24 protein-coding genes are annotated in these 20,509 nt (G+C 35.5%); 4 read left to right on the forward strand and 20 right to left on the reverse strand.

Going from position 1 to position 20,509, the window contains the following annotated elements; translation table 11 throughout:
* Nucleotides 1-243: 243 nt before the first annotated feature.
* The 5 genes from gnd to sigI all read right to left on the reverse strand — a co-directional run bounded on the left by gnd (nucleotide 244) and on the right by sigI (nucleotide 5,947).
* A complete protein-coding gene (gene gnd / locus TEPIDINF_RS08685) occupies nucleotides 244-1,140 on the reverse strand; it encodes a phosphogluconate dehydrogenase (NAD(+)-dependent, decarboxylating) (RefSeq protein WP_068725742.1) in 897 nt (298 codons plus the stop codon).
* 112 nt (nucleotides 1,141-1,252) lie between these two features.
* On the reverse strand, nucleotides 1,253-2,113 hold the full coding sequence (locus TEPIDINF_RS08690) for a MurR/RpiR family transcriptional regulator (RefSeq protein WP_421691764.1): 861 nt from the start codon (nucleotides 2,111-2,113) through the stop codon (nucleotides 1,253-1,255).
* A 29-nt stretch (nucleotides 2,114-2,142) separates the two neighbouring features.
* Nucleotides 2,143-3,687, reverse strand: coding sequence for a gluconokinase (gene gntK, locus TEPIDINF_RS08695; RefSeq protein WP_068725753.1), 1,545 nt, complete (start codon nucleotides 3,685-3,687; stop codon nucleotides 2,143-2,145).
* 368 nt (nucleotides 3,688-4,055) lie between these two features.
* On the reverse strand, nucleotides 4,056-5,162 hold the full coding sequence (locus tag TEPIDINF_RS08700; protein WP_421691765.1) for an anti-sigma factor domain-containing protein: 1,107 nt from the start codon (nucleotides 5,160-5,162) through the stop codon (nucleotides 4,056-4,058).
* Between the two features lie 14 nt (nucleotides 5,163-5,176).
* Nucleotides 5,177-5,947, reverse strand: coding sequence for an RNA polymerase sigma-I factor (sigI, locus tag TEPIDINF_RS08705; RefSeq protein WP_082732480.1), 771 nt, complete (start codon nucleotides 5,945-5,947; stop codon nucleotides 5,177-5,179).
* A 366-nt stretch (nucleotides 5,948-6,313) separates the two neighbouring features.
* Between sigI and TEPIDINF_RS08710 the strand changes: the two genes are divergently transcribed.
* The 3 genes from TEPIDINF_RS08710 to TEPIDINF_RS08720 all read left to right on the forward strand — a co-directional run bounded on the left by TEPIDINF_RS08710 (nucleotide 6,314) and on the right by TEPIDINF_RS08720 (nucleotide 7,246).
* Entirely contained in the window at nucleotides 6,314-6,718 is a 405-nt protein-coding gene (locus TEPIDINF_RS08710) for a phosphate-starvation-inducible PsiE family protein (RefSeq protein WP_068725758.1), read from the forward strand.
* 130 nt (nucleotides 6,719-6,848) lie between these two features.
* On the forward strand, nucleotides 6,849-7,016 hold the full coding sequence (locus TEPIDINF_RS08715; protein ID WP_421691766.1) for a hypothetical protein: 168 nt from the start codon (nucleotides 6,849-6,851) through the stop codon (nucleotides 7,014-7,016).
* Between the two features lie 2 nt (nucleotides 7,017-7,018).
* Nucleotides 7,019-7,246: an ABC transporter permease gene (locus tag TEPIDINF_RS08720; RefSeq protein ID WP_421691767.1), complete on the forward strand. Its 228-nt coding sequence runs from the start codon at nucleotides 7,019-7,021 to the stop codon at nucleotides 7,244-7,246.
* A gap of 10 nt (nucleotides 7,247-7,256) precedes the next feature.
* Here the strand turns inward: TEPIDINF_RS08720 and TEPIDINF_RS08725 are convergent, their stop codons facing one another.
* The 3 genes from TEPIDINF_RS08725 to TEPIDINF_RS08735 form a co-directional block, all read right to left on the reverse strand.
* The gene (locus tag TEPIDINF_RS08725; protein ID WP_421691768.1) at nucleotides 7,257-7,760 is read right to left on the reverse strand and encodes a phosphohydrolase; all 504 of its coding nucleotides are present in this window, start codon (nucleotides 7,758-7,760) and stop codon (nucleotides 7,257-7,259) included.
* Between the two features lie 69 nt (nucleotides 7,761-7,829).
* Nucleotides 7,830-8,489: an HD domain-containing protein gene (locus tag TEPIDINF_RS08730; RefSeq protein WP_421691769.1), complete on the reverse strand. Its 660-nt coding sequence runs from the start codon at nucleotides 8,487-8,489 to the stop codon at nucleotides 7,830-7,832.
* A 139-nt stretch (nucleotides 8,490-8,628) separates the two neighbouring features.
* Nucleotides 8,629-9,702 (reverse strand): M42 family metallopeptidase, encoded by a 1,074-nt coding sequence (locus tag TEPIDINF_RS08735; RefSeq protein WP_068725764.1) that lies wholly within the window; start codon nucleotides 9,700-9,702, stop codon nucleotides 8,629-8,631.
* A 212-nt stretch (nucleotides 9,703-9,914) separates the two neighbouring features.
* Between TEPIDINF_RS08735 and TEPIDINF_RS08740 the strand changes: the two genes are divergently transcribed.
* A complete protein-coding gene (locus tag TEPIDINF_RS08740) occupies nucleotides 9,915-10,343 on the forward strand; it encodes a DUF2321 domain-containing protein (protein ID WP_068725766.1) in 429 nt (142 codons plus the stop codon).
* A 115-nt stretch (nucleotides 10,344-10,458) separates the two neighbouring features.
* Here TEPIDINF_RS08740 and TEPIDINF_RS08745 read toward each other — a convergent pair whose 3' ends face one another.
* The 12 genes from TEPIDINF_RS08745 to TEPIDINF_RS08800 all read right to left on the reverse strand — a co-directional run bounded on the left by TEPIDINF_RS08745 (nucleotide 10,459) and on the right by TEPIDINF_RS08800 (nucleotide 20,474).
* Entirely contained in the window at nucleotides 10,459-10,770 is a 312-nt protein-coding gene (locus tag TEPIDINF_RS08745; protein WP_421691770.1) for a type II toxin-antitoxin system prevent-host-death family antitoxin, read from the reverse strand.
* Nucleotides 10,771-10,906: 136 nt separating this feature from the next.
* On the reverse strand, nucleotides 10,907-11,824 hold the full coding sequence (locus tag TEPIDINF_RS08750) for a DUF7916 family protein (protein ID WP_068725774.1): 918 nt from the start codon (nucleotides 11,822-11,824) through the stop codon (nucleotides 10,907-10,909).
* A gap of 14 nt (nucleotides 11,825-11,838) precedes the next feature.
* On the reverse strand, nucleotides 11,839-13,197 hold the full coding sequence (gene nagE / locus TEPIDINF_RS08755) for an N-acetylglucosamine-specific PTS transporter subunit IIBC (protein WP_068725777.1): 1,359 nt from the start codon (nucleotides 13,195-13,197) through the stop codon (nucleotides 11,839-11,841).
* A 16-nt stretch (nucleotides 13,198-13,213) separates the two neighbouring features.
* Entirely contained in the window at nucleotides 13,214-14,131 is a 918-nt protein-coding gene (gene murQ / locus TEPIDINF_RS08760; RefSeq protein ID WP_421691771.1) for an N-acetylmuramic acid 6-phosphate etherase, read from the reverse strand.
* Nucleotides 14,128-14,856, reverse strand: coding sequence for a GntR family transcriptional regulator (locus tag TEPIDINF_RS08765; protein ID WP_068725782.1), 729 nt, complete (start codon nucleotides 14,854-14,856; stop codon nucleotides 14,128-14,130). The genes murQ and TEPIDINF_RS08765 overlap by 4 nt, the downstream gene beginning before the upstream one ends.
* Nucleotides 14,846-15,604: a glucosamine-6-phosphate deaminase gene (gene nagB / locus TEPIDINF_RS08770; protein ID WP_068725784.1), complete on the reverse strand. Its 759-nt coding sequence runs from the start codon at nucleotides 15,602-15,604 to the stop codon at nucleotides 14,846-14,848. The genes TEPIDINF_RS08765 and nagB overlap by 11 nt, the downstream gene beginning before the upstream one ends.
* Nucleotides 15,601-16,803: an N-acetylglucosamine-6-phosphate deacetylase gene (nagA, locus tag TEPIDINF_RS08775; RefSeq protein ID WP_421691772.1), complete on the reverse strand. Its 1,203-nt coding sequence runs from the start codon at nucleotides 16,801-16,803 to the stop codon at nucleotides 15,601-15,603. The genes nagB and nagA overlap by 4 nt, the downstream gene beginning before the upstream one ends.
* A 208-nt stretch (nucleotides 16,804-17,011) precedes the next feature.
* Complete coding sequence (locus TEPIDINF_RS08780) at nucleotides 17,012-17,158, reverse strand: HPr family phosphocarrier protein (protein ID WP_421691773.1); 147 nt, start codon at nucleotides 17,156-17,158, stop codon at nucleotides 17,012-17,014.
* Nucleotides 17,109-17,270, reverse strand: coding sequence for an HPr family phosphocarrier protein (locus tag TEPIDINF_RS08785; protein ID WP_421691774.1), 162 nt, complete (start codon nucleotides 17,268-17,270; stop codon nucleotides 17,109-17,111). Before TEPIDINF_RS08785 ends, TEPIDINF_RS08780 begins: the two co-directional genes overlap by 50 nt.
* A 35-nt stretch (nucleotides 17,271-17,305) precedes the next feature.
* A complete protein-coding gene (gene pfkB / locus TEPIDINF_RS08790) occupies nucleotides 17,306-18,238 on the reverse strand; it encodes a 1-phosphofructokinase (RefSeq protein ID WP_421691775.1) in 933 nt (310 codons plus the stop codon).
* A 14-nt stretch (nucleotides 18,239-18,252) separates the two neighbouring features.
* The gene (locus TEPIDINF_RS08795; RefSeq protein WP_421691776.1) at nucleotides 18,253-19,110 is read right to left on the reverse strand and encodes a tagatose bisphosphate family class II aldolase; all 858 of its coding nucleotides are present in this window, start codon (nucleotides 19,108-19,110) and stop codon (nucleotides 18,253-18,255) included.
* A gap of 167 nt (nucleotides 19,111-19,277) precedes the next feature.
* On the reverse strand, nucleotides 19,278-20,474 hold the full coding sequence (locus TEPIDINF_RS08800) for an SIS domain-containing protein (protein ID WP_421691777.1): 1,197 nt from the start codon (nucleotides 20,472-20,474) through the stop codon (nucleotides 19,278-19,280).
* Nucleotides 20,475-20,509: the final 35 nt, after the last annotated feature.

Here is a 20,509-nt window from a genome sequence, read left to right on the forward strand (position 1 = left end):
GCAGTCTTACCCCACGTTTTGCGCCTAATATTGTTCGTGTTCCTCGGGTCAGAACTTTGCCGCCGGCTTCCTTCAGATTCCACCTCGCGATGGACACCCTTGCCTTAAGCTAATGGTTGGTCGCTACATACCCCCCATAGCGGACTTTCACCGCCTAGTTAATCGCCATGCGTGGCGCACTAGAAAAAGCCACCATTTTAGGCGGCTTAATTTTTATTTTTAATCACTGATTGACCAATTCCTCTACTTTTTTTCAATTGTGTGTCCACCAAATCCATTTCTTAAGGCAGCAACTACTTTTCCTGCAAATGTATCTTCCTCTAAGGATCGATATCGCATCATCAATGACAATGCAATGACTGGAGCTGCAGTTTGTAGGTCTAAAGCTGTTTCTACAGTCCACTTTCCCTCTCCCGATGAATGCATAACCCCTTTAATACTTTCCAAACGAGATTCTTTTGTAAAGGCTTCTTCAAGTAATTCCATTAACCAGCTGCGAATCACAGAGCCATGATTCCATACTTTTGCAACCTCTTTGTAATCATAATCAAATTGACTTTTTTCTAATATTTCAAACCCTTCGGCAATGGCTTGCATCATTCCATACTCTATCCCATTATGAACCATTTTTAAAAAGTGGCCACTTCCACTTTTCCCTGTATATAAATATCCATCTTCAGTGGAAATATCCCTAAATAGAGGTTCTAATATGGCGAAAATCTCTTTTTCACCACCAATCATCGTGCATGCTCCTTGTCTGGCACCCTCCATTCCCCCGCTGGTGCCAACGTCCAGATAATGGACACCTTTTTCCTTTAACTGCTCTGCTCTTCTAATCGTGTCCTTATAATTTGAATTGCCCCCATCAATGAGAATATCTTCTGGTTGAAGATAAGGAATTAACTGAGAAATAACATCATCAATTAATTTCCCAGCTGGAACCATCAACCAAATCGTACGAGGTACTTCTAATTTACTTACTAAGTCTTGATAGCTAGTTGCAGCAATAGCTCCTTCTTGTTGAATGTCGTTCACCTTTTCACGATCTATGTCATAGGAAACAACCTCATGATTGTGATCTAATAAATTCAATACGAGATTATATCCCATTTTTCCTAAGCCAATCATTCCGAGTTTCACCAGTTCCACTCCTTGTTCGTAAATTTTTCAGCCCAATTTCAGGCCTCTCTCTTTGCTACCATCATCGTATCAAATTTATTTTCATAAGTCTATATTAAATATGAAAATTTTTTTAATACCTTTTTAATGCAATCGCTTCTCTAATTTTTTGTAAATTCTCCAATGTTTCATTTTGGCGTCTTAAAGAAACAGCTACATATAATACATCGATAATAGCAAGTTGAACGATTCTTGAAGCCATCGCTTCTGAACGAAATAGAGTTTCTTGAGAGGTTGAATATAATACATAATCAACTTCTTTTGCTAAAGGGGATTTGTAATAATTCGTCAATCCGATGGTAAAAGCACCACTTTCTTTCGCAACCCGTATTGCTTCTACAACATCCTTATTACTACCACTATGTGAAATGGCAATCGCAACATCCCCTTTTTGCAGCATAGAAGCAGAGGTAATTTGCAAATGAGCATCTGTATGCACACTACAAAAAATACCTGTTCGAATAAATTTGTGATAAGCATCATTGGCAATCACCGCCGAGCCACCCGAACCATAGAAATCAATTCGTTTGGCATTGGCTAAAGCATCAATAATCGCAAGCATATCTTGTTCATTCAGTAGATTAAGTGTATCTTTCATTGCCTCAATATTGCTCATAAATACTTTTCTGGCAATCGTTAAAATCTCATCATCAAAGGTAATCTCTTGATGAATGTTTTGAATCGGAGCCACCACTTCACTTGCTAAAGCAATTTTAAAAGCTTGATAGCCTCGATATCCTAATCGTTTGCAAAAACGAAAAATGGTTGCTTCTGCAACTTGGCTATTATCGGCAAATTCAGTAATAGAAAGATGAATGATTTCTTTTGGATTTTTTAAAATGTAATCTGCTATCGTTTTTTCCTTTGATGATAACGAAGAATAAATCCCCCTTATTTTCGATAAAACACTACTTGTCTTTAATTCTTGTTCCATTTAAACCACCCCCATTTACTTCCCTATTTTTATTTACAACTTTTCCTTTGAAATTCAGAAATTTGATCAAACTGTTCATTTAAATGAATCGATAAGTGTGCAAACAAACGATATAAATCTTCATAAACTACTGCGTTATCCCTATTTGGAAGTTGTTCATCTAAAACATGAATCATATGCTTAGACTCCTCCAAAGATGTAAGTAAGCCAAGAGCATACATCGTAAGGATTGCAGCACCTAAACCAGAGCTTTCATGACTTTCTGGTACGATTACTTTTTGTTGAAAAATATCTGCTGTGATTTGCCTCCAAACTTCCGAACGGGCAAATCCACCAGAAACTCGGATTTCACTTGCAGGCCCTGCAAGCTCATTTAGTGCTTTGCCAATACTATAAACGCCAAAAATGACTCCTTCTAATATCGCACGGATAAAATGTTGTCTTTGATGGGTAATGGACATACCAAAGAACACACCTCTAGCATTAGCATTCCAAGATGGTGCCCTTTCTCCAGATAAATAAGGCAAAAAGAGTAAACCATTAGAACCAGCTTGTACTTTTTCTGCTTGCTCGATCATAATGTCATAAACATCTTTGTTCCGGTCTTTAGCCATTTCAACTTCAGTCATAGAAAATTGATCCTTAAACCAACGTAATGCGATACCGCCATTATTCATTGGCCCTCCTATAACCCAATGATTTTCAGTAAGTGCATAACAAAAAGTCCTTCCTGTAGGATCCGTAATCGGTTGATTGACGACTGCACGAATTGCACCACTGGTACCAATGGTTAAAGCAACCTTTCCCGGTTCAATTGCTCCTACGCCAAGATTTGCGAGAACCCCATCACTTGCACCAATTACAATGGGGATGTCCACAGGTACGTTCATATATGTGGCTGCTTTTACATCCATCTCTTTTAAGATAGTGGTTGTTGGAACAGGTTTTGAAAGGCGTTCTTTGCTAATCCCTATCAAATCTAAAGCCTCTTGATCCCAATCTAAGGCTTTTAAATTAAAAAGCCCTGTAGCAGAAGCAATAGAATAATCAACAAGATATTGATTAAACCATTTCCATATTACAAATTCTTTGATCGAAATAAATTTACTCGCCTTTTGAAATATTTCCTGAGCTTCTTCCTTAAACCACATCAATTTACTTAACGGGGACATGGGATGAATCGGCGTCCCTGTCCTCAAATAAATGTCATGACCGTTCCATTCTTCTTTGATTCGTTTTGCATATTCATTACTGCGGTTATCTGCCCATGTGATGCTATTTGTTAGGCAATGACCATCAACATCTACTGCAATAACGCTATGCATTGCCGAACTAAACCCTATACCTAGAAGTTGGGATGAATGTAATTTTGCTCTTTGAATCACTAACTTGATCGAATCTAATACAGCTTGATAGATCTGATTAGGATCCTGTTCAGCATAATCAGTCTTCGGATGGAAGAGAGGATATTCAATCGTATGGGAAGCTACAAAATGGCTTTCTGTGGTAAAAATTGTTGCCTTTGTACTTGTTGTTCCGATATCTACTCCCATTACAAATGATTTTTCTGGCATGTTCTAGTCCTCCACTATTAAAAATCATGTTAAAACGTTTTCATTAACTCCATTATAACATTTTTTTCACTATTATATAGTTATGGAGAAAATTTTTTTAATTTCTTTTTAAAAAAGGTTTGTATATTCCATTGCGCTCCGTCATCCGTGCCCTTCTATGAATAAAGATTACAGAGAGAAGGGCACTTCTGAAGGCACACAAAGTGTACAAGTCGTGCTACACAGCTAAAGCTGCTAGTCACGCTATGTCGCAGCTTATGAAATATACAAACCCTTAAATGACAAATGGAAGAAAGTTATACTTTCTTAATCTTTAAAAAAAGATCGTATCAATAATGATACGATCTCTAATCTTCTTCTTTTCCATTTTATTGGTTCTTATGTTTTGTTTCTCCATCGTTTTTTTCATTATCTTTTTTATCTTTTTCATCTTTTTTATTTCTATCATCTTTCTGTTCTTTTCTATCATTCTTTATTTCATCATCTTGCTTATTTCCACTTGTTCTTTTCTGGTTTAATTCAATCTTGACCTCTTGTTTTTCTTCATTTTTGCCATTATCTTTTTTATGATCAACTTTTTGATCATCATTCTTATTCTGTTTACCTCCTTGATCTTTTAACTCTTTCTTTTCTTCCTTCTCATCGTTCTTCGACTCTTGTTTGTCATGCCACTGCTCTACAATTTCAGCTGTAATATTTTTTCCAAGAATCTGCTTTAGATCATCACGATCTTTGGCAATTTCAGAAATAGATTGATTTTTAAATCGATCGATAGAAATTTCTTGATTCTTATTTTTAGTCATCAGATAAATCGCGTATTTCCCTGTTGACAAACCGCTTTTTTGTGCATCTTCTCTTACTTGAGCAGTTGTCTCAACAGTAGTAATCGATACATTGGTAACTTTTTTCAATTGATCAGCTACAGCCCGTTTTACTTGATCTTCTATGTTTTTTTCGAATGTTTGATCTTCAATTAACCTAGTTGTAGAGATTACAACCTCGGCATTTGCTTTTATATATCCAAGTTTTTCTGATTCTTGCAGTAAGATTGATGTAGCCTGAGCTACAGGAATGCCAATGATCGAATCACGGATGGTTTGTACTAGTTTTTTCCCATCCTCATTGATCCCTTCTATCTGAAGAACGGTCTCTTTTGAACTAATAGCAATTTCAACGCTTGGATTGATATCAACGGTAACATAAGCTGCAACCTTATCTACATTAGAATCTAAACCAAACCAACCGGGGATTCCAACCAATAATAGAAGGAAAATCGCTGCAACTGAAGCAATCCATCTTATTTTATGGTTTGCGAATATTGCTTGATACTGCCGATCTTTTTCAAGCAATTTAAAAGAGGCCTCTTCCCCAATCTCAACTTTGGAATGAGGTTTAACAGAGAGAAATTGTCCATCTTTTGTGAGTACAATTACATTTCCACTTGAAAGAACTTCCATTACGATTCCTTTGTCCATTTTTTATCCCTCCTTTACTTCGCAGTTTGTAAATATTCCTTTAAATAATGAAAATCATGAATTTTAATCAGTGCTAAAGCAATAATATATTTACGATTCCGTTCTATGGTTTTTCGGCTTACTTCAACTTTTAAAAGTAAATCTTTAATCGGCAAGGATTTTTTTTCAAGCAAATATTGAACCATATTTTGATCTTCTATTAAGATGTCAGCAATCTTAAATAATTGCATCCTGCTATCAGCATGTTTTGGTGAAACTTCAACTAGATCATGCAAAGTAATCCCGTACTTTTCTATTTCCTGAATATACCTCAACATTTCATCCTTTCTTTGCTCTTTTATCTCTTTTTCTTGGTAATTATCTATCGCTTGTCTCATTTCAATCGGATTGATGATTTGATTCTCCTCATCTTCCACTTCAAAAGTAGTGATCGGGATCTGCTTTTGGAACCTACTTTCTTTGCGTATATAATCAACAAGTCTTCTTTTGATAACCATCTTTGCAAAAGACAAGAACGATGTATTTTGTTTATGGTTAAACGAGTCCATCGCTTCATTAAAAGCAGATAAGGCAATACTAAATTCATCCATTTCTTGATGGATATATCTTTTGCAAACAGCAGAACTTTCACTTAGAATAAACGGTTGGTATTCCTTTAATAGGCGATTTCTCAATTCTAAATCCCCTGCTTGAACCATTTGAACCTGTTCATCCAAATTAATTTTTCTTCTGTTTTTTTTCGATTGTGCTTGGTTTCTAATTCCTAGGAAAATGTTAAAAATCACATGATACACCTCGCACTATATTTTTCGTAAATCTAATCCGCTTTTAAGGGGGTAATTTGATCAAATCTTTTTTCTTTCAGATGACGAAACATAAAATAGAAGTATAATGACCCTACAATATACAAAATCCCATCCGACAATAGCGATCAAGTAAATTCAAGTATATCCTGTGATCAACAAAAAGGGAATAGATAAAAATAGGGAATCACCAAACATTTGCTACCATACATAAAAAAGTCGAATCGATAAAAATATTGACTTAATCGTCATACTTTATTGACCAAAAATTAGCAAAAATCATATATAATCGAATCAAATCAACAATAAAATGATAGAGGTGAATAGAAAGAGAAGAGGGGGAGTTTGATGAAGTTTTTTCCGCTCATTGATGAAAAAATTGAAGGAATTATTAAATGGATTGAGATCGTCTTAGCAATTATATTAGTCTTAACGGTTATTGCTGAAGGTGGGTATATTGTCAATGATTTATTACATCTGGTAAGAAGTCATAATATCATTGATCAATCGAAGACGGTATTGGGTGATTTTCTTGTTTTGGTTGTGAGTTTAGAGTTTGCCATTATGTTGATTCGTAAAAATCCATTTGCCATTATCGATATTGTGATGATAGCGCTAGCGAGAAAAATCGTCCTAGAATATAAAAGTGCAACCGAATATTTTATTGCTACTTTAACCTTGGTATTATTGTTTATAGTACGTAAGGCTGTCCGAACGCAAGAAGAGAGAATCTTAGAGAAAAAACATAGCTAATAAAGAATGAACACCTTATTTTAGTTTTTGATGAGACTATTGCAGAGGATGGAATCCTAATCAGAGAATCGATTGATTGCGACATTAAGGAAGTAGTTTTAACCCGATCCTTAAAGGCATCTCTGCAAAAGTGATGGAAGGGGAACTCATTACGATTATTGGTCCTTCTGGAATAGTGCGTAGACAATACAAAGAAGGCGGTCAATCATCTCTTCATTTCAATGAAGAGATGATTGACCGCTTTATCCTAAAATTGGCCGCCGAATTGCTATTGCAATTACTTCAACAGAAATTTTAACGATGGGTCTATTAGTCGGTCTGAAAATTATTGGTTCAACACCCCAACATATTATTCCGATCAGTGGAATGATCATTGGTAATGGTATGGTGGTTTCAGGATTATTTCTTAATCGATTACATTCGGAATTGGAAACGAGAAGAGAAGAAATCAAGGTGTATTTGGCACTAGGAGCGACATCAAAACAGGCAATTTCCCATGTGATGCAGAAACTCAACTTTCGCAACTGAACCAAATTGCCTAGTTTATATTGAATAATTTTTTCAACTTTTCTTTCCCAGCTTGCGTTGAAAAGATGCGATCCATATCAGGATAATGTTGAGGGTCATGGTAAAGATTCTTCTCTTCCAAATTTACAAGAAGCTTCGCTTCCCAAATGATTTGAAAATCGATACAATCAATTTTATTAAATGTATATTGATGACCGATGATGTAAAGGGTACGATCAATAACATCCTGTTCCACACCTGATCTCTCTAGAATTTCCTTGGCAATAGGAGGCCCTTCTAACTCTTGGTATTTTCCTCCAGTGGAACGATATTTCTTCTCTGCTTCTTGAATCCCGATATGGCTAAAAAGAGACGTTAAAGCAATCACTTGTTTCATTTTTTCATCCTGAATCTGTTCTTGTTCAGCAATTTCTTCAGCGTGCTGTAATACCTTTAGCCCATAAGCAACTCTTTTTTCATCTAAGATAAAGTATTGTTTTAGTTCTGCTACCGCTTTTTCGATCATTTCCTGCAACTTTACTCCATCCTTTCTACTGAATCTACTTTCTTTGTTTACATCTTATTTTCAGTGATTTCATTTTTTCTACCTTTTCCCATTCCATTCAGCAAAGAACTGTTCAAGGAAACGTTCCATAAATTGATGGCGTTTTACTGCAATTTCTTTACCTGCTTGCGTATTCATTTTATCTTTTAAAAGCAAAAGCTTCTCATAAAAGTGATTGATACTATTCCCTTTATTTTGTATGTACTCTTCTTTTGACATGTTTAATTTTGGCGGCTCATCTGGATTCCAAATCTCTCTGTTTTTGGCTCCACCATAGGCAAAAGCACGTGCTATCCCAATTGCGCCAATCGCATCCAACCGATCTGCATCTTGAACAATTTGGGACTCAATCGAGCTTAACTGTTCTGTTTGCTGGTGGAAACTAATCTCCCCAATAATTTGTACGACTTGATCAATAAGACGTTGATCAACCGCAAATTGTTTCAAAATTTGCTTTGGCACTTCTGTTTGGGTTTGATGAGAACCAGTGATTTTGTAATCGCCAATATCATGTAAAAGAGCGGCTAATTGTACAACCCATGGGTTAACTTCCTTATCTTTTTCTTCCTCCTCTAACAATAGCAAAGCATTATGATAAACCCTCATCACATGCCAATAATCATGTCCTGTAGCTTCACATAACATTTGTTCCTTTACTATTCCTTTAACTTTTTCAACAATCAATTCCATTGACTCCATCCGTATTCTTCCTTTTTTAATCTTAATCAGATCATTTTAATTGTTTCGTATGACTTAACTTTTAGTATAACAAAACTTTTCAACTTTGTAGCAAAAGAAAACCCCCTCGTATGTGCAAAGGGGTTCTTCACTATTTTTCTTATGCATTCCTTATAATCGCTTCATAAGTACTTTTGTCTAAATTCTTGACTAATGCGGTTAAAGTTTCTTTGGCAGCTATGTAATCATCGTAATGGATGATGGAAGCATGGCTATGAATATAACGGGATGGAATGGATACAACAATGGAAGGAACTCCCCTACCATGAGTATGAACTCTTCCAGCATCTGTTCCACCTTGGGAGACAAAGTATTGATGTTTCACTCCTAATGTTTGAACGGTATCTAGGATATACTCCCTCATCCCTTGATGAGTAATATAAGAACGGTCATAGATACGAATTAAAACGCCATCACCAATATTTCCCATCGCATCTTCAGGTGCTCCTGGTACATCCCCAGCTGGACCTGCATCTAAAGCAAAAAAGATGTCTGGTTTAATCATATTTGCCGCTGTTTCAGCTCCACGCAAACCTACTTCTTCTTGAACATTGGCTCCAGCGAATAAAGTATTGGGTAATTTTACATCTTTAAGGGAGGCTAATAAATCAACCGCCATTGCACAACCAAAACGATTATCCCAAGCTTTGGCCATTAACTTCTTCGGATTGCTTAGGACAGAAAAAGGAGTGGCAGGGACAATGGGTTGCCCAGGACGAATTCCCATTTCTAAGGCATCTTCTCTATTATCTGCTCCTACATCAATAAACATTTTTTTAATATCGACTGTTTTCTTTTTATCCTCATCAGATAAAAGATGGGGTGGTAATGAACCGATCACTCCCATTACCTCTCCTGTAAGAGTTAAGATTCTTACACGTTGTGCCAAAAGAACCTGACTCCACCATCCTCCTAGTGGTTGAAATTTAATAAAACCCTTCTCGGTAATTTGTGTCACCATAAATCCAACTTCATCAAGATGGCCTGCCACCATTACTGTAGGCCCAGCTGGATCATCCCGTCTTACTCCAAAAATTCCACCAAGGTTATCTTGGATAATTTCATTGGTATATTGACTCATATACTTTCGCATAAGATCTCGAACCTGTCTTTCGAATCCAGGTGCTCCATGTGCCTCTGTTAGTTCCTTAAACATCTGTAATCGTTCATTCATTTAAATCCTTCCCCTTTCCATTTTAATCACCTTACTTATCATTATAGTAAATATTGTTATTTTTCAAAGAATTTATTTCGTTTTTTAGAAACTTTTTCTTTTAATAGAATACATATGATTAAAGTAGAAATTTCCTATTGATAAAAAGAATGAAAGCGTTTACCATTAAATTATCCGAGCATTTATCGGTTTAAAGGGAAGAAGGGAAGCGTATGTCGAATAGTGAAGCAAAAGTAAAAGTTTGTTTAAATGGACATATTGTAAAGGAATTAGAACAGAATGTGTGCCCTAAATGCGGCTCACAAATCATAACTGAATGTCCAGCTTGCCACTCAGCATTTCAAGAATACGATCATTTACCTACTGTATGTGTCAAATGTGGCCATCTTTATCCATGGACAAAAGAAAAGTTGCAATACCTTAAGGAATTAGCTGAAAAGATGGATTATTTGACGAGAGATGAGAGAAATATTTTAGAAGACAGTATTTGTGAAATTATACGTGAGACCCCTTTTACCCCTGTTGCAGCGATTCGTGTTAAAAAGATTATTGAAAAGCTCGGCCCCAAAACATCTATCTTCAAAGATCAATTATTAGATATCTCTAGTGAGACAGCTAAAGAAATTATCTGGACGGATTAGAATTTTTGTAAGCGTTTTAAAAGAATATAAATAAAAAAGGGGAGTCGGATCATTCCAAACTTCCCGTTTTTGCATTTAATTTGTTATTGTGCCTTCAAATGATCTTCATACATTATCAGAGATCCATCTTATTAGCAAGTTTTGCCCTTAAATCATCAAAAACTTCTTTATGGGAATATTTTTTATCTGTTGTATTGGCTTCAAGTTCTGTTTCCTTTAGCTTAAAATAAATTTCACTTTCAAATAATTTACGTTCGTAGGTTTCTATACTCATCACAACCATATCACCAAAACCGTTTTTAGTTAAAAAGACTGGTTCTGCCTTTTCATGAACAATCCTTGATATATCAGCAAAATTATTTCTTAAATATGTTTTCCGTTTGTTCTTCTTATCTTTTAATGCGGTGGAAGGAGAGAGAATTTCCACGATTAAATCCGGTGCCTTTTTTGCCCATGTTTTTCACTACCCTACACATCACATTTTTTCTTTATTATATCATGTAGCTATAAATTAAAAAGGGAAAATAGGATGATTCCTATCTTCCCTCTTGTATTAGTACTATTTAACGAAGTACAGAAGAAGCCATTCTCACATAGGTATGACGCTTACCTCTTACCACTATGGAATAAACCATGATGTTTTCAGGAATCGCAATACCAGCATAACCAGCATCACCTATATGGTAAACATCAGCGCCTGCCATTTTACTATTAAGAGCAATTTGTCTAATCGTACTTTCATCTGCTCCTTCTTGACTTGTTCCAATCGTTAATAATGCAAGTGCACCCATTTTATGGATAGACTTTATAAGCTGTTGAGTGGATTCAATGGTGATTCCCGGAACCGTACCTGGTGAAGGAAGTAGGATAATATCTGCTCCTGATTCTATAAAACCTATAATATCTTCTTCTTTTACGATTTCATCACCTGTTTCTCCTTCTACCCCGGCTCCATGCATTTTCCCAGCAATAATCAGGCCATCTTTCCCAAATACGCTTCTTGCTGTTTCAATTGCTTTCTTAATTTCCATATTGGTTACTCCTGTTTTCGGATTACCCGTTAAACAGACAAAATCAAATCCTAACTTTTTAGCCTCTGTTAATGCCTTTTCAGAAGCTAATCTTCCTTCTGGCAAATGAACAAGTTGCTCTAATTGTTTAGCTTTTAGATCGACAGGTTCTAAATTTAATCCTACAGGACGGCCAATTAATTCCTTTAACCGATTAACAATCATTGCTGGCTCTTCTATCCTTAAACCTTGAATAGATGGATGAAAAACATCGAAGAAATTAAGTAAAATCATATCTGCTCCAAAAGCAGCGGATATTTCTGCATTGGTTACACTTGGGTATAAAGGTTGTACGGCTCCAATAACTTCGGAAACAATAACTCGTCCTTCTGAAGCTTTTATGGCTTGTTTTAGATCCTGACCATTCATTATTTTAAAATCTGATGCTGTACAATCTAATAATCTTTTCATTATAGAAACCCCCACTACATCAAACGCATGGCATTAGCTAAAAATTCAACGTCTGTACCAACAACCACTTGGATTTCTGTAGAACTAAGCTTAATTACTCCTTTAGCCCCAAGTCTTTTTAATTCAGCTTCATCTACTTTTGTTATATCTTTTACTTTAAGGCGCAAACGAGTCACACAATTGTCTAGATGTGCAATATTATCTTTTCCACCTAATGCTTCATAATATTCTACTGCCAAATCTTCATATTTTTTCGAGCTAATCGTTAATCCACCCTCTTCTATTTCTTCATCTTCACGACCTGGTGTTTTCAAGTCCATCACCTTGATTAAGAAATAAAAGATAACAAAATAGGCTAAACCATAAACTAAACCAAAAGCAAAAAGTAACCATGGCTTTGTGGCCAATCCAAGATTTAAGAAGAAGTCAATTGCTCCAGCCGAGAATGTAAAACCATGATGAGTTCCTAGTAAGTAAGCGATAGACATTGAAACGCCTGTTAGAACAGCGTGAACAAAATATAAAATTGGCGATAAGAACATGAAAGCAAATTCAATCGGTTCGGTAATACCTGTTAAAAATGAAGTCAAGGCGACCCCAATCAACATTCCAGCAACTGCTTTACGTCGATGCTTTTTAGCAGTCGCAATCATAGCAAGGGCTGCAGCAGGAAGACCAAACATCATTACTGGGAAAAATCCTGCCATAAAGATACCTGCAGAAGGATCTCCGGCGAAGAAACGGTTTAGATCACCTGTTTTCCCCCCAAACTCACCGAAAACAAACCAAACTAAACTATTAAGTACATGGTGTAACCCTACAGGAATTAACAAACGATTTAAGAAACCAAAAATTCCAACCCCTAATGCTCCTGCCCCTACAATCCATTCTCCCACGGCATTGATACCGTTTTGAATGACAGGCCAGATATAGCCAAAGATTCCTGCTAAAATAAGCATCGCAAGAGAGGTAACGATAGGGACAAATCGTTTACCACCGAAAAATCCCAACCAATCTGGTAATTTAATCTCATGATAACGATTATACAAAAGACCAGCAACAATACCAGCAATAATTCCACCCAAGACTGCCATATTGATCTCTTCGTTTATGGCAGTAGCTCCTTTTGTTAATACAAAATAACCAACAGCTCCAGCTAAACCCGCAGAACCGTTTCCATCCTTTGATAATCCTACCGCTACCCCGATTGCAAAAAGCAACGCTAAATTTGAAAATACAGCATCACCAGCTGCTGCGATAAAAGGAATATTTAATAAATCCGGTTGACCTAAACGTAATAATAAGCCTGCAGCAGGTAATACAGCAATTGGTAGCATTAATGCTTTACCAATTCGTTGTAAAAAACCTAACATAATAAGACCCCTTCCTTCATTTTAAATTTGTATTGAAAAAGCGATGAATCGCTTCTTTCAATCTACCATTAGATTGACTTAAATAATACTGAGCTTGTTCTTTGGATCCTTGTGTTAAAGCAACAAATATCGCTGTTTTCAAATGATATTCACTTTGTTCTAGTAAATCTTTTGCTTCAAATTCAGATAGATTAGTTAAATCCATTAAAGTTGAGATTGCTCTCTTAACCAATTTTTTATTAATTAATTGCATATCTACCATCTGATTTTGGTAAACTTTCCCTAAGCGAACCATTGTCGCTGTAGATATCATATTTAAGATCATCTTTTGTGCTGTTCCAGCCTTTAATCTTGTTGAACCCCGAATAACTTCTGGCCCAACAACAGCTTCAATCCCAAATAGACTAAATTTTGAAGCTGGAGTTTTTTCATTGCAACTAATCGAAATTGTTAATGCTCCAATTTTATTACCAAAATCAAGTGCTGAAAGAACATATGGTGTAGTGCCACTGGCACTTACGCCAATAATAACGTCATTTGCTGATATTAAATATCCTTGTAATTCTTCAACCACTTGTTTTTCATCGTCTTCATTTTCTTCTAAGGGAGTCCACATGGCTTCATATCCTCCAGCAATGAGCCCTATCCATCTCCCAGGTTCAATAGAGAATGTTGGAATTAATTCAACCGAATCAAGAACTCCAAGTCGCCCACTCGTTCCAGCACCGACAACAAAGCACCTTCCCCCTTTTTGCCAACGCTCAACGATTGCATCGACTGATTTTGCTACCGTAGGAAGGGTCTTTTCTATAGCTTCATATATTTTTTTGTCCCCTTCGGCCATTAAAGTAATAATCTCCAAAGAACTCATTTCATCAATTCTTAAGCTTTTCTGGTTACTCTGTTCTGTAATCGTTTTCTTTTCTTCCATCATTTCACCCTTGGCATATCAATAATAAATTTGTATCGGTCAGCACGATATACGGACTTAACTACTTCCAATGGATTCCCATCTTCAAGATAGCTGTAACGTTGTATCATTAAAACAGGTGCCCCTTCATGAATATCTAATATTTCACTTTCTGTTTTCCTAGCAATTGACGCCTCAAGCACTTGAGTTCCATGGCCAATTTTCATATTTAAAATATTTTCAATATATTCGTATAAAGAACCATTAACGATTTCTTTATTTAACCCTTTTACTAGATCTACAGGTAAATACGAAACCTCATATGCCATTGGTATATGATCTGCCAATCGAACCCGTTTTACTTCATAGATAAGTGTACCTTCTTCAATCGCTAATTTAGTTGCAATCCCATTACTGCTAGGAATAACATTAAAATCAATTAACTTCGTACTCGGTTCCATTCCTCTGGTTTTCATATCCTCTGAAAAACTTGTTAACCCTTTTAAGGTTTGCTCAATTTTTTGTCTTGCTACATAGGTACCTTTGCCTTGCTTACGAAGTAGATACCCGTCATTTACAAGACTGTTGATAGCTTGGCGAACAGTCATTCTGCTTATCTCGTATTTTTCGGAAAACTCTCGCTCTGAAGGAATTAAATCACCCGGTTTTAATTCCTCTTTTTCAATCATTTCTTTAATGATTTCCTCAAGCTGATAGTAGATCGGTAAAGGAGAATTTTTATTGATCATACGCACCAACTCTTTCCTTTTCCTTGATTATAGACATTGCTTTTGCATCAGCAATAATAGTCACATTCGGGTGTTTTTTTAGGATAGAAGCTGGAAGCTCTTCATTTATCTCCTTAGTCATTAAATCGTGTAATATTTGTGCCTTTTTTAAACCATAAACCAATAATATAATCTGCTTGCTTTTCATGATTGTAGCGATCCCCATTGTAATCGCATGTGTCGGAACCTCAGATAAATCATGAAAAAAACGAGAGTTAGCTCTTCGAGTTGATTCAGCTAATTTTACGACATGCGTAGTTGAATCGAAAGCTGTTCCAGGCTCGTTAAAACCGATATGCCCATTAACGCCAATTCCTAAAAGTTGTAGATCTATACCTCCTACTTGTTCAATAAGTCCTTCATATCTTTGGCATTCGATCTCTAAATCTTCCGCCATACCATTTGGAATGTGTATTTGGTCTGATGGAATATCAATATGATTAAAAAGGTTTTCTCTCATGTAATAGTAATAACTATTTGGATTTTCTTTATGCAAACCTACATATTCATCTAAATTAAATGTTTGCACATGTTGATATGAAGTTTTATTGTTTAAAAAGTCCTCACGCAAATTTTCATATACGCCTAAAGGAGTTGATCCTGTAGCCAAACCAAGTGTCAAAGAAGTAGACTGAGATACACGTTCGATAATGATTTCTGAAGTCTTTTTAGTCAATGCTTTGTAATCTTCTACCTCAATGATTTTCATATTCCTTTTCCTCCTTCCCGGTTATATGCTAATTCGCCTCTACAAAATGTCATAACGACTTGGTTATTTTTATCAAGTAAAACAAGATCAGCATCCTTACCAACTTTAATACTACCTTTTCTATCAAATACATTAAGTTGTTTAGCTGGATTTATTGAGCTCATATGGATAACGTCTTCTAACGTACAATCCGTAAAATTCATCATATTTTTCATGGCATCCTTCATTTTTAAAATGCTACCTGCTAATGTACCATCTTTTAAGGATGCTTGTTGATCATCAACAAAAACTTCTTGCCCTCCTAATTGATAAATACCCTTTCCTAAACATTTTGCCCTCATGGCATCTGTTACCAGAACAACACCTTCCTTACCCTTTTGCTGAAAAACTAATTTGACCATTTCCGGTCGCACATGAATACCATCTACGATAAGTTCCGCTTTGACTTGATCATGTAGTAATACTGCCCCAACAACTCCAGGTTCGCGATGATGTAATCCACTCATTCCATTAAATAGATGGGTGGCATGTGTCACACCTACTTTGATTGCTTCTACCACTTCCTGATAAATGGCATCAGAATGTCCAATAGAAGTAACAACACCTGTTTCTCGCAAGTAGGCAGTTAATTCCAATCCTCCTTTCCTTTCGGGGGCTAAGGTTACTAACTTAATATGATTTCCTGAAATTGTTTGCCATTTTTTAAATAGTTCAACGTCTGGTTCAATAATGGCGTGCGGAGGTTGTGCACCAGCTCTTTTCGACGAGATAAATGGCCCTTCTAGATGTACTCCTAAAACCTCAGCTCCCCCAGACCGGTTTTCTGTCCTCATATAATTAGCTACATTAATCAAAGCCTGTTCAATTTCTTCTTTCTCCTTTGTAATCGTTGTTGCTAAGAAACCGGTTGTTCCTTCTTTAGGTAATGCGCTTGCAATGGTTTCAATCGCTTCAAAAGTTGCATCCATTGTGTCTGCACCTGCAGCTCCGTGAATATGAAGATCGATCGCTCCTGGAATGAGTTTATAATCATTTGATAACTGGATTACTCCAATATTGTCTGTATTTTGAAACTTATCCATCTCATCGATTTCCAATATTATTCCATTTTCAATTCTAATGTAGCCATTTTCAATCTTTTCGTCTTGTTTGAAAATAGTCACATTTGAAATAATAAAGCGGTTTCTGTTTGGAACCATGCTGTCAGGACTCCTTTTATCTATTTCTAAATTGATCTTATCATTAAGATAACTAGTTGTCTATACCATTTGTTAAGAATAATGAAATCATTGTATGAAGTTATCAAATAGAGGGGATATTCTCCCCTCTTGACTCTGAATTTATATTCATATTGTTTAGTATAAAAACATTCAACGGTTATATGCATTAGGTTTAATGAGTTTCTCCTTACTCCCCAAAGTTTTGTTCAAATAATGAGTGCACACCTTCTAAAGCATTTTCTTCATCAAGACCATTTACACGAATTTGAACTGTTTGTCCTTTTTTAGCTCCTAAAGCTAATACGCTCATGATACTTTTTGCATTCTTTATCATCTACTGTAATGATAATCTCACTTTGATATTTACTAGCTTCTTTAACTAACATCGAAGCAGGTCTTGCATGTAATCCTGTTTCATTATTAATGATAACTTGTTTTGATAGCATTACTTCCATCTCCCGTTTAAATAAAATTTGAGTAATTATACTTTTACCTTTTCTACTGTAACTTTCTTAAAAATTGATTCTACAATTTCTTTCCGAATTTGCCCTGTACCCATTTCCATTGCATTTGCAGTTCCACATGCCACGCCGAATTTTAACATTTCTTCTATTTCATAGTTTCTGTTAAGTCCAATTGCAAAGCCTGCAACCATGGAATCCCCTGACCCAACTGGATTCTTTACTTTTATTTTTGGGGTTTTCACCTTATACCCTATATCTTTATGGATTATGATTGCACCATCACTTCCCAAGGAAACAACTACAAATTCAATACTATTTTGACTAATTTCTTTGACAGCTTCAATGATCTCTTCTTCTGTGTCAATAGGTCGATTCATTAGTGATTCTAATTCTCTTTTGTTTGGTTTAATCAAATAAGGGGAAGCTTTGACTCCTTCTTTTAATGCAAGACCACTTGTATCCAAAATAAATTTTTTCCCCTTTTTCTTTGCCCTAATGATTAACTCGTAATACATGGATATAGGTACCCCTTCGGGTAAACTACCTGATGCAACTATCACTGAACTATCTTGTAGTATTCTTTCATATTCGTAGAAAAAAATGCCTATTTGATCTGGCGTAACTTTTGGACCAGATTCTAATATTTCAGTTTGCATACCACTGTTCGATAAAATCGCTATACAGTTACGTGTTTCACCATCAATCCTAATAAAATTACTTTTAACATCTATACGATTTAACTGTTCTGCAATGAAGTCACCGTTTCTTCCCGCTAAAAAGCCAGTTGTGAAAACTTCTTCTCCTAATTGTTTTGCGACCCTAGCAACATTAAGTCCTTTTCCACCTGCTGTTGCTTCAAATTGCCTTGTTCGAAATATATGTCCAACTTGAAAATCTTGGACGACATATCTTCGATCAATTGATGGATTTAAAGTTATGGTTGTTATCAAAAAGAATCACTTCCTTATAAAGCCTTGCCATCACTACCGCATAACTTAATTTTTTCAATCGTTACCTTTTTCATCGCTTCTTTACCAGGAGTCAAATATTTTCTTGGGTCACTTTCCTCTGGATGTTCATTAAAAAATTGCTTTACCGCATTAGAAAATGGAATCTTTAATTCTGTTGCAATATTTACTTTGGTAATTCCTAGTTCAATCGATCTTCTTACATCTTTATCTGGAATTCCCGAAGCCCCATGAAGAACTAATGGTATCTCTATTCGTTGATTTATCCGTTCAAGCCGATCAAAGTCTAATTTTGGTTCAGCTTTATATAATCCATGAGCTGTTCCAATTGCTACAGCTAATGAGTCTATTTTCGTTCTTTCAACAAATTCAACAGCTTTTTCCGGATCTGTAAATATTGAATCTTTTTCATCTACGACTAAATCATCTTCTTGCCCACCAAGTCGTCCTAATTCAGCTTCCACTGTTACTCCAAATCGATGTGCATAATTAACCACTTCTGTTACCTTTCGAATATTTTCCTCAAATGGATCATGAGAGGCATCGATCATAACCGATTTGTACCCCAAATCAATACATTGTTTAATGTAATCAATATCTTCTGAATGGTCTAGATGAAGAGCAATAGGTATTTTATATCTAGCTGCAGCAACATTTGCGATGGCTAATAAGTAATCTGAACCGGCATATTTTACGGTACTTGGAGTAGCAGCAAGAATAATAGGAGAATGTAACTCAGCAGCAGCATCAACCACGACTTGAACCGTTTCTAAATTATGAATATTAAAAGCGGGTACTGCATATTTTCTTTTTTGGGCATCAAGAAGCATTTCTTTTGTCGATACAATCGGCATCTTATTTCCTCCTTATAGTTGAATCTCATTTATTATAGCATAAATCATGATATTATGACGTACGTACCAATTATAAGATATTCTTTTTTAAATTTTAAAACAATTAGTTATTTAGTAATTCAATATTATAATAAAACCTTTGGATCGCATAAGTGGTGTCATTCTCGTCAATTGAACGAGTTACACAATTGGCTTGTTTTATAAATATTTACACCTTGAGCAACCTTATTCACGGCACCGGTTTGATCCGGATGATCAGGTGAAACTTTTAGCTGAATTGACTTTAATATAGCCAAGGCTTGTAAATATATAGAATATTGAAAAATAATATGGGAATCATCTAAATAATTAAATTGACCTTTATTAAAACAAAAATAATAATCGCTATTTTCGTCAATTTCACTATCATAGTTCATTGATACTGCTACAATAGTGCTGTTCTTTTTATCTTGATAACATTCTTTTAACATATCTTTTTCATATTTTATTGCATGATCATCTTGACTAAAAAAGAACGTGATTAAAGTGTTTGAGTTCATTACCAATTTAGGACCATGTCTAAATTCTAGTATGGAATGGAATTCGGAACTCTGTAAACCACTTGAAAGTTCACTGATTTTTAAACACATCTCTGATGCCAAAAAGGTTAAAACATTAGAACCTAGACTCACAACATTATCATATGTTCTATTGCTTATTGCATGAACCTTATATATATCTTCTTTAAAGAACGTTTCAACATCAGAAACAATGTGTTTAAACATACTATTATAGTAATCAAAGTTATGAATATCAAAAATCATTAAGGCGTATTGAACTAATAGAGTAAACTCACCAGTAGCTGCAAAGCTTTTCCCTTTAGTTCCTTTGGGAATAGGGATATAAAGTACCCCTTCTTCATTCATATATCTTTTAACAATTTCCCCTTCTTCAGAACAAATGATCAATAATTGATATAATTTTTTACTTTTGCTCTTAAAAATTTCAACAGCCTCTAGTGCTTCTGTCGTATTACCTGAGCTTCCTAAAGAGACCAATAGAACTGGGCTATCATCTAAAATATGCTGCTCAGGATGGGTTAATAAAGCTGTTGATGCTATAGCGAAGACTTCTTTATTTGTCTTTCTCAGTATATAATTCTGTACAATCGATGCCGCCTTTGCAGAACTTCCAGCACCAACCAAATATATTTTTAATCCCTCTATCGAGAAAACTTCATTCAAAAAGGATTCTATTTTACTTCTATTTTCTTTAATGATGTTCACTCCATCGAGCCAAAGATTTGGTTGGTTCACCATCTCATAACTTGTATGATATCCTTCGATTCTCTTTAATTCGTTGCTATCAATTCCTAATATCCTCATTGCTTTTTCTCCTTATAGTATTGTAAAAAGCAGAG

The sequence above is a fragment of the Tepidibacillus infernus genome, assembly GCF_048898065.1.
Lineage (GTDB): Bacteria > Bacillota > Bacilli > Tepidibacillales > Tepidibacillaceae > Tepidibacillus_B > Tepidibacillus_B infernus.

What these genes read in the sequence shown, in the direction of transcription:
- TEPIDINF_RS08795 (WP_421691776.1), bottom strand. Translation starts at nt 19,110, where the DNA reads ATGCCGATTGTATCGACAAAAGAAATGCTTCTTGATGCCCAAAAAAGA.
- TEPIDINF_RS08710 (WP_068725758.1), top strand. Translation starts at nt 6,314, where the DNA reads ATGAAGTTTTTTCCGCTCATTGATGAAAAAATTGAAGGAATTATTAAA.
- murQ (WP_421691771.1), bottom strand. Translation starts at nt 14,131, where the DNA reads ATGATGGAAGAAAAGAAAACGATTACAGAACAGAGTAACCAGAAAAGC.
- TEPIDINF_RS08690 (WP_421691764.1), bottom strand. Translation starts at nt 2,113, where the DNA reads ATGGAACAAGAATTAAAGACAAGTAGTGTTTTATCGAAAATAAGGGGG.
- TEPIDINF_RS08700 (WP_421691765.1), bottom strand. Translation starts at nt 5,162, where the DNA reads ATGGACAAAGGAATCGTAATGGAAGTTCTTTCAAGTGGAAATGTAATT.
- TEPIDINF_RS08735 (WP_068725764.1), bottom strand. Translation starts at nt 9,702, where the DNA reads ATGAATGAACGATTACAGATGTTTAAGGAACTAACAGAGGCACATGGA.
- nagB (WP_068725784.1), bottom strand. Translation starts at nt 15,604, where the DNA reads ATGAAAATCATTGAGGTAGAAGATTACAAAGCATTGACTAAAAAGACT.
- TEPIDINF_RS08780 (WP_421691773.1), bottom strand. Translation starts at nt 17,158, where the DNA reads ATGATAAAGAATGCAAAAAGTATCATGAGCGTATTAGCTTTAGGAGCT.
- TEPIDINF_RS08740 (WP_068725766.1), top strand. Translation starts at nt 9,915, where the DNA reads ATGTCGAATAGTGAAGCAAAAGTAAAAGTTTGTTTAAATGGACATATT.
- TEPIDINF_RS08730 (WP_421691769.1), bottom strand. Translation starts at nt 8,489, where the DNA reads ATGGAGTCAATGGAATTGATTGTTGAAAAAGTTAAAGGAATAGTAAAG.
- nagA (WP_421691772.1), bottom strand. Translation starts at nt 16,803, where the DNA reads ATGGTTCCAAACAGAAACCGCTTTATTATTTCAAATGTGACTATTTTC.
- TEPIDINF_RS08750 (WP_068725774.1), bottom strand. Translation starts at nt 11,824, where the DNA reads ATGAAAAGATTATTAGATTGTACAGCATCAGATTTTAAAATAATGAAT.
- TEPIDINF_RS08720 (WP_421691767.1), top strand. Translation starts at nt 7,019, where the DNA reads ATGGGTCTATTAGTCGGTCTGAAAATTATTGGTTCAACACCCCAACAT.
- gntK (WP_068725753.1), bottom strand. Translation starts at nt 3,687, where the DNA reads ATGCCAGAAAAATCATTTGTAATGGGAGTAGATATCGGAACAACAAGT.
- TEPIDINF_RS08765 (WP_068725782.1), bottom strand. Translation starts at nt 14,856, where the DNA reads ATGATCAATAAAAATTCTCCTTTACCGATCTACTATCAGCTTGAGGAA.
- TEPIDINF_RS08800 (WP_421691777.1), bottom strand. Translation starts at nt 20,474, where the DNA reads ATGAGGATATTAGGAATTGATAGCAACGAATTAAAGAGAATCGAAGGA.
- nagE (WP_068725777.1), bottom strand. Translation starts at nt 13,197, where the DNA reads ATGTTAGGTTTTTTACAACGAATTGGTAAAGCATTAATGCTACCAATT.
- TEPIDINF_RS08785 (WP_421691774.1), bottom strand. Translation starts at nt 17,270, where the DNA reads ATGCTATCAAAACAAGTTATCATTAATAATGAAACAGGATTACATGCA.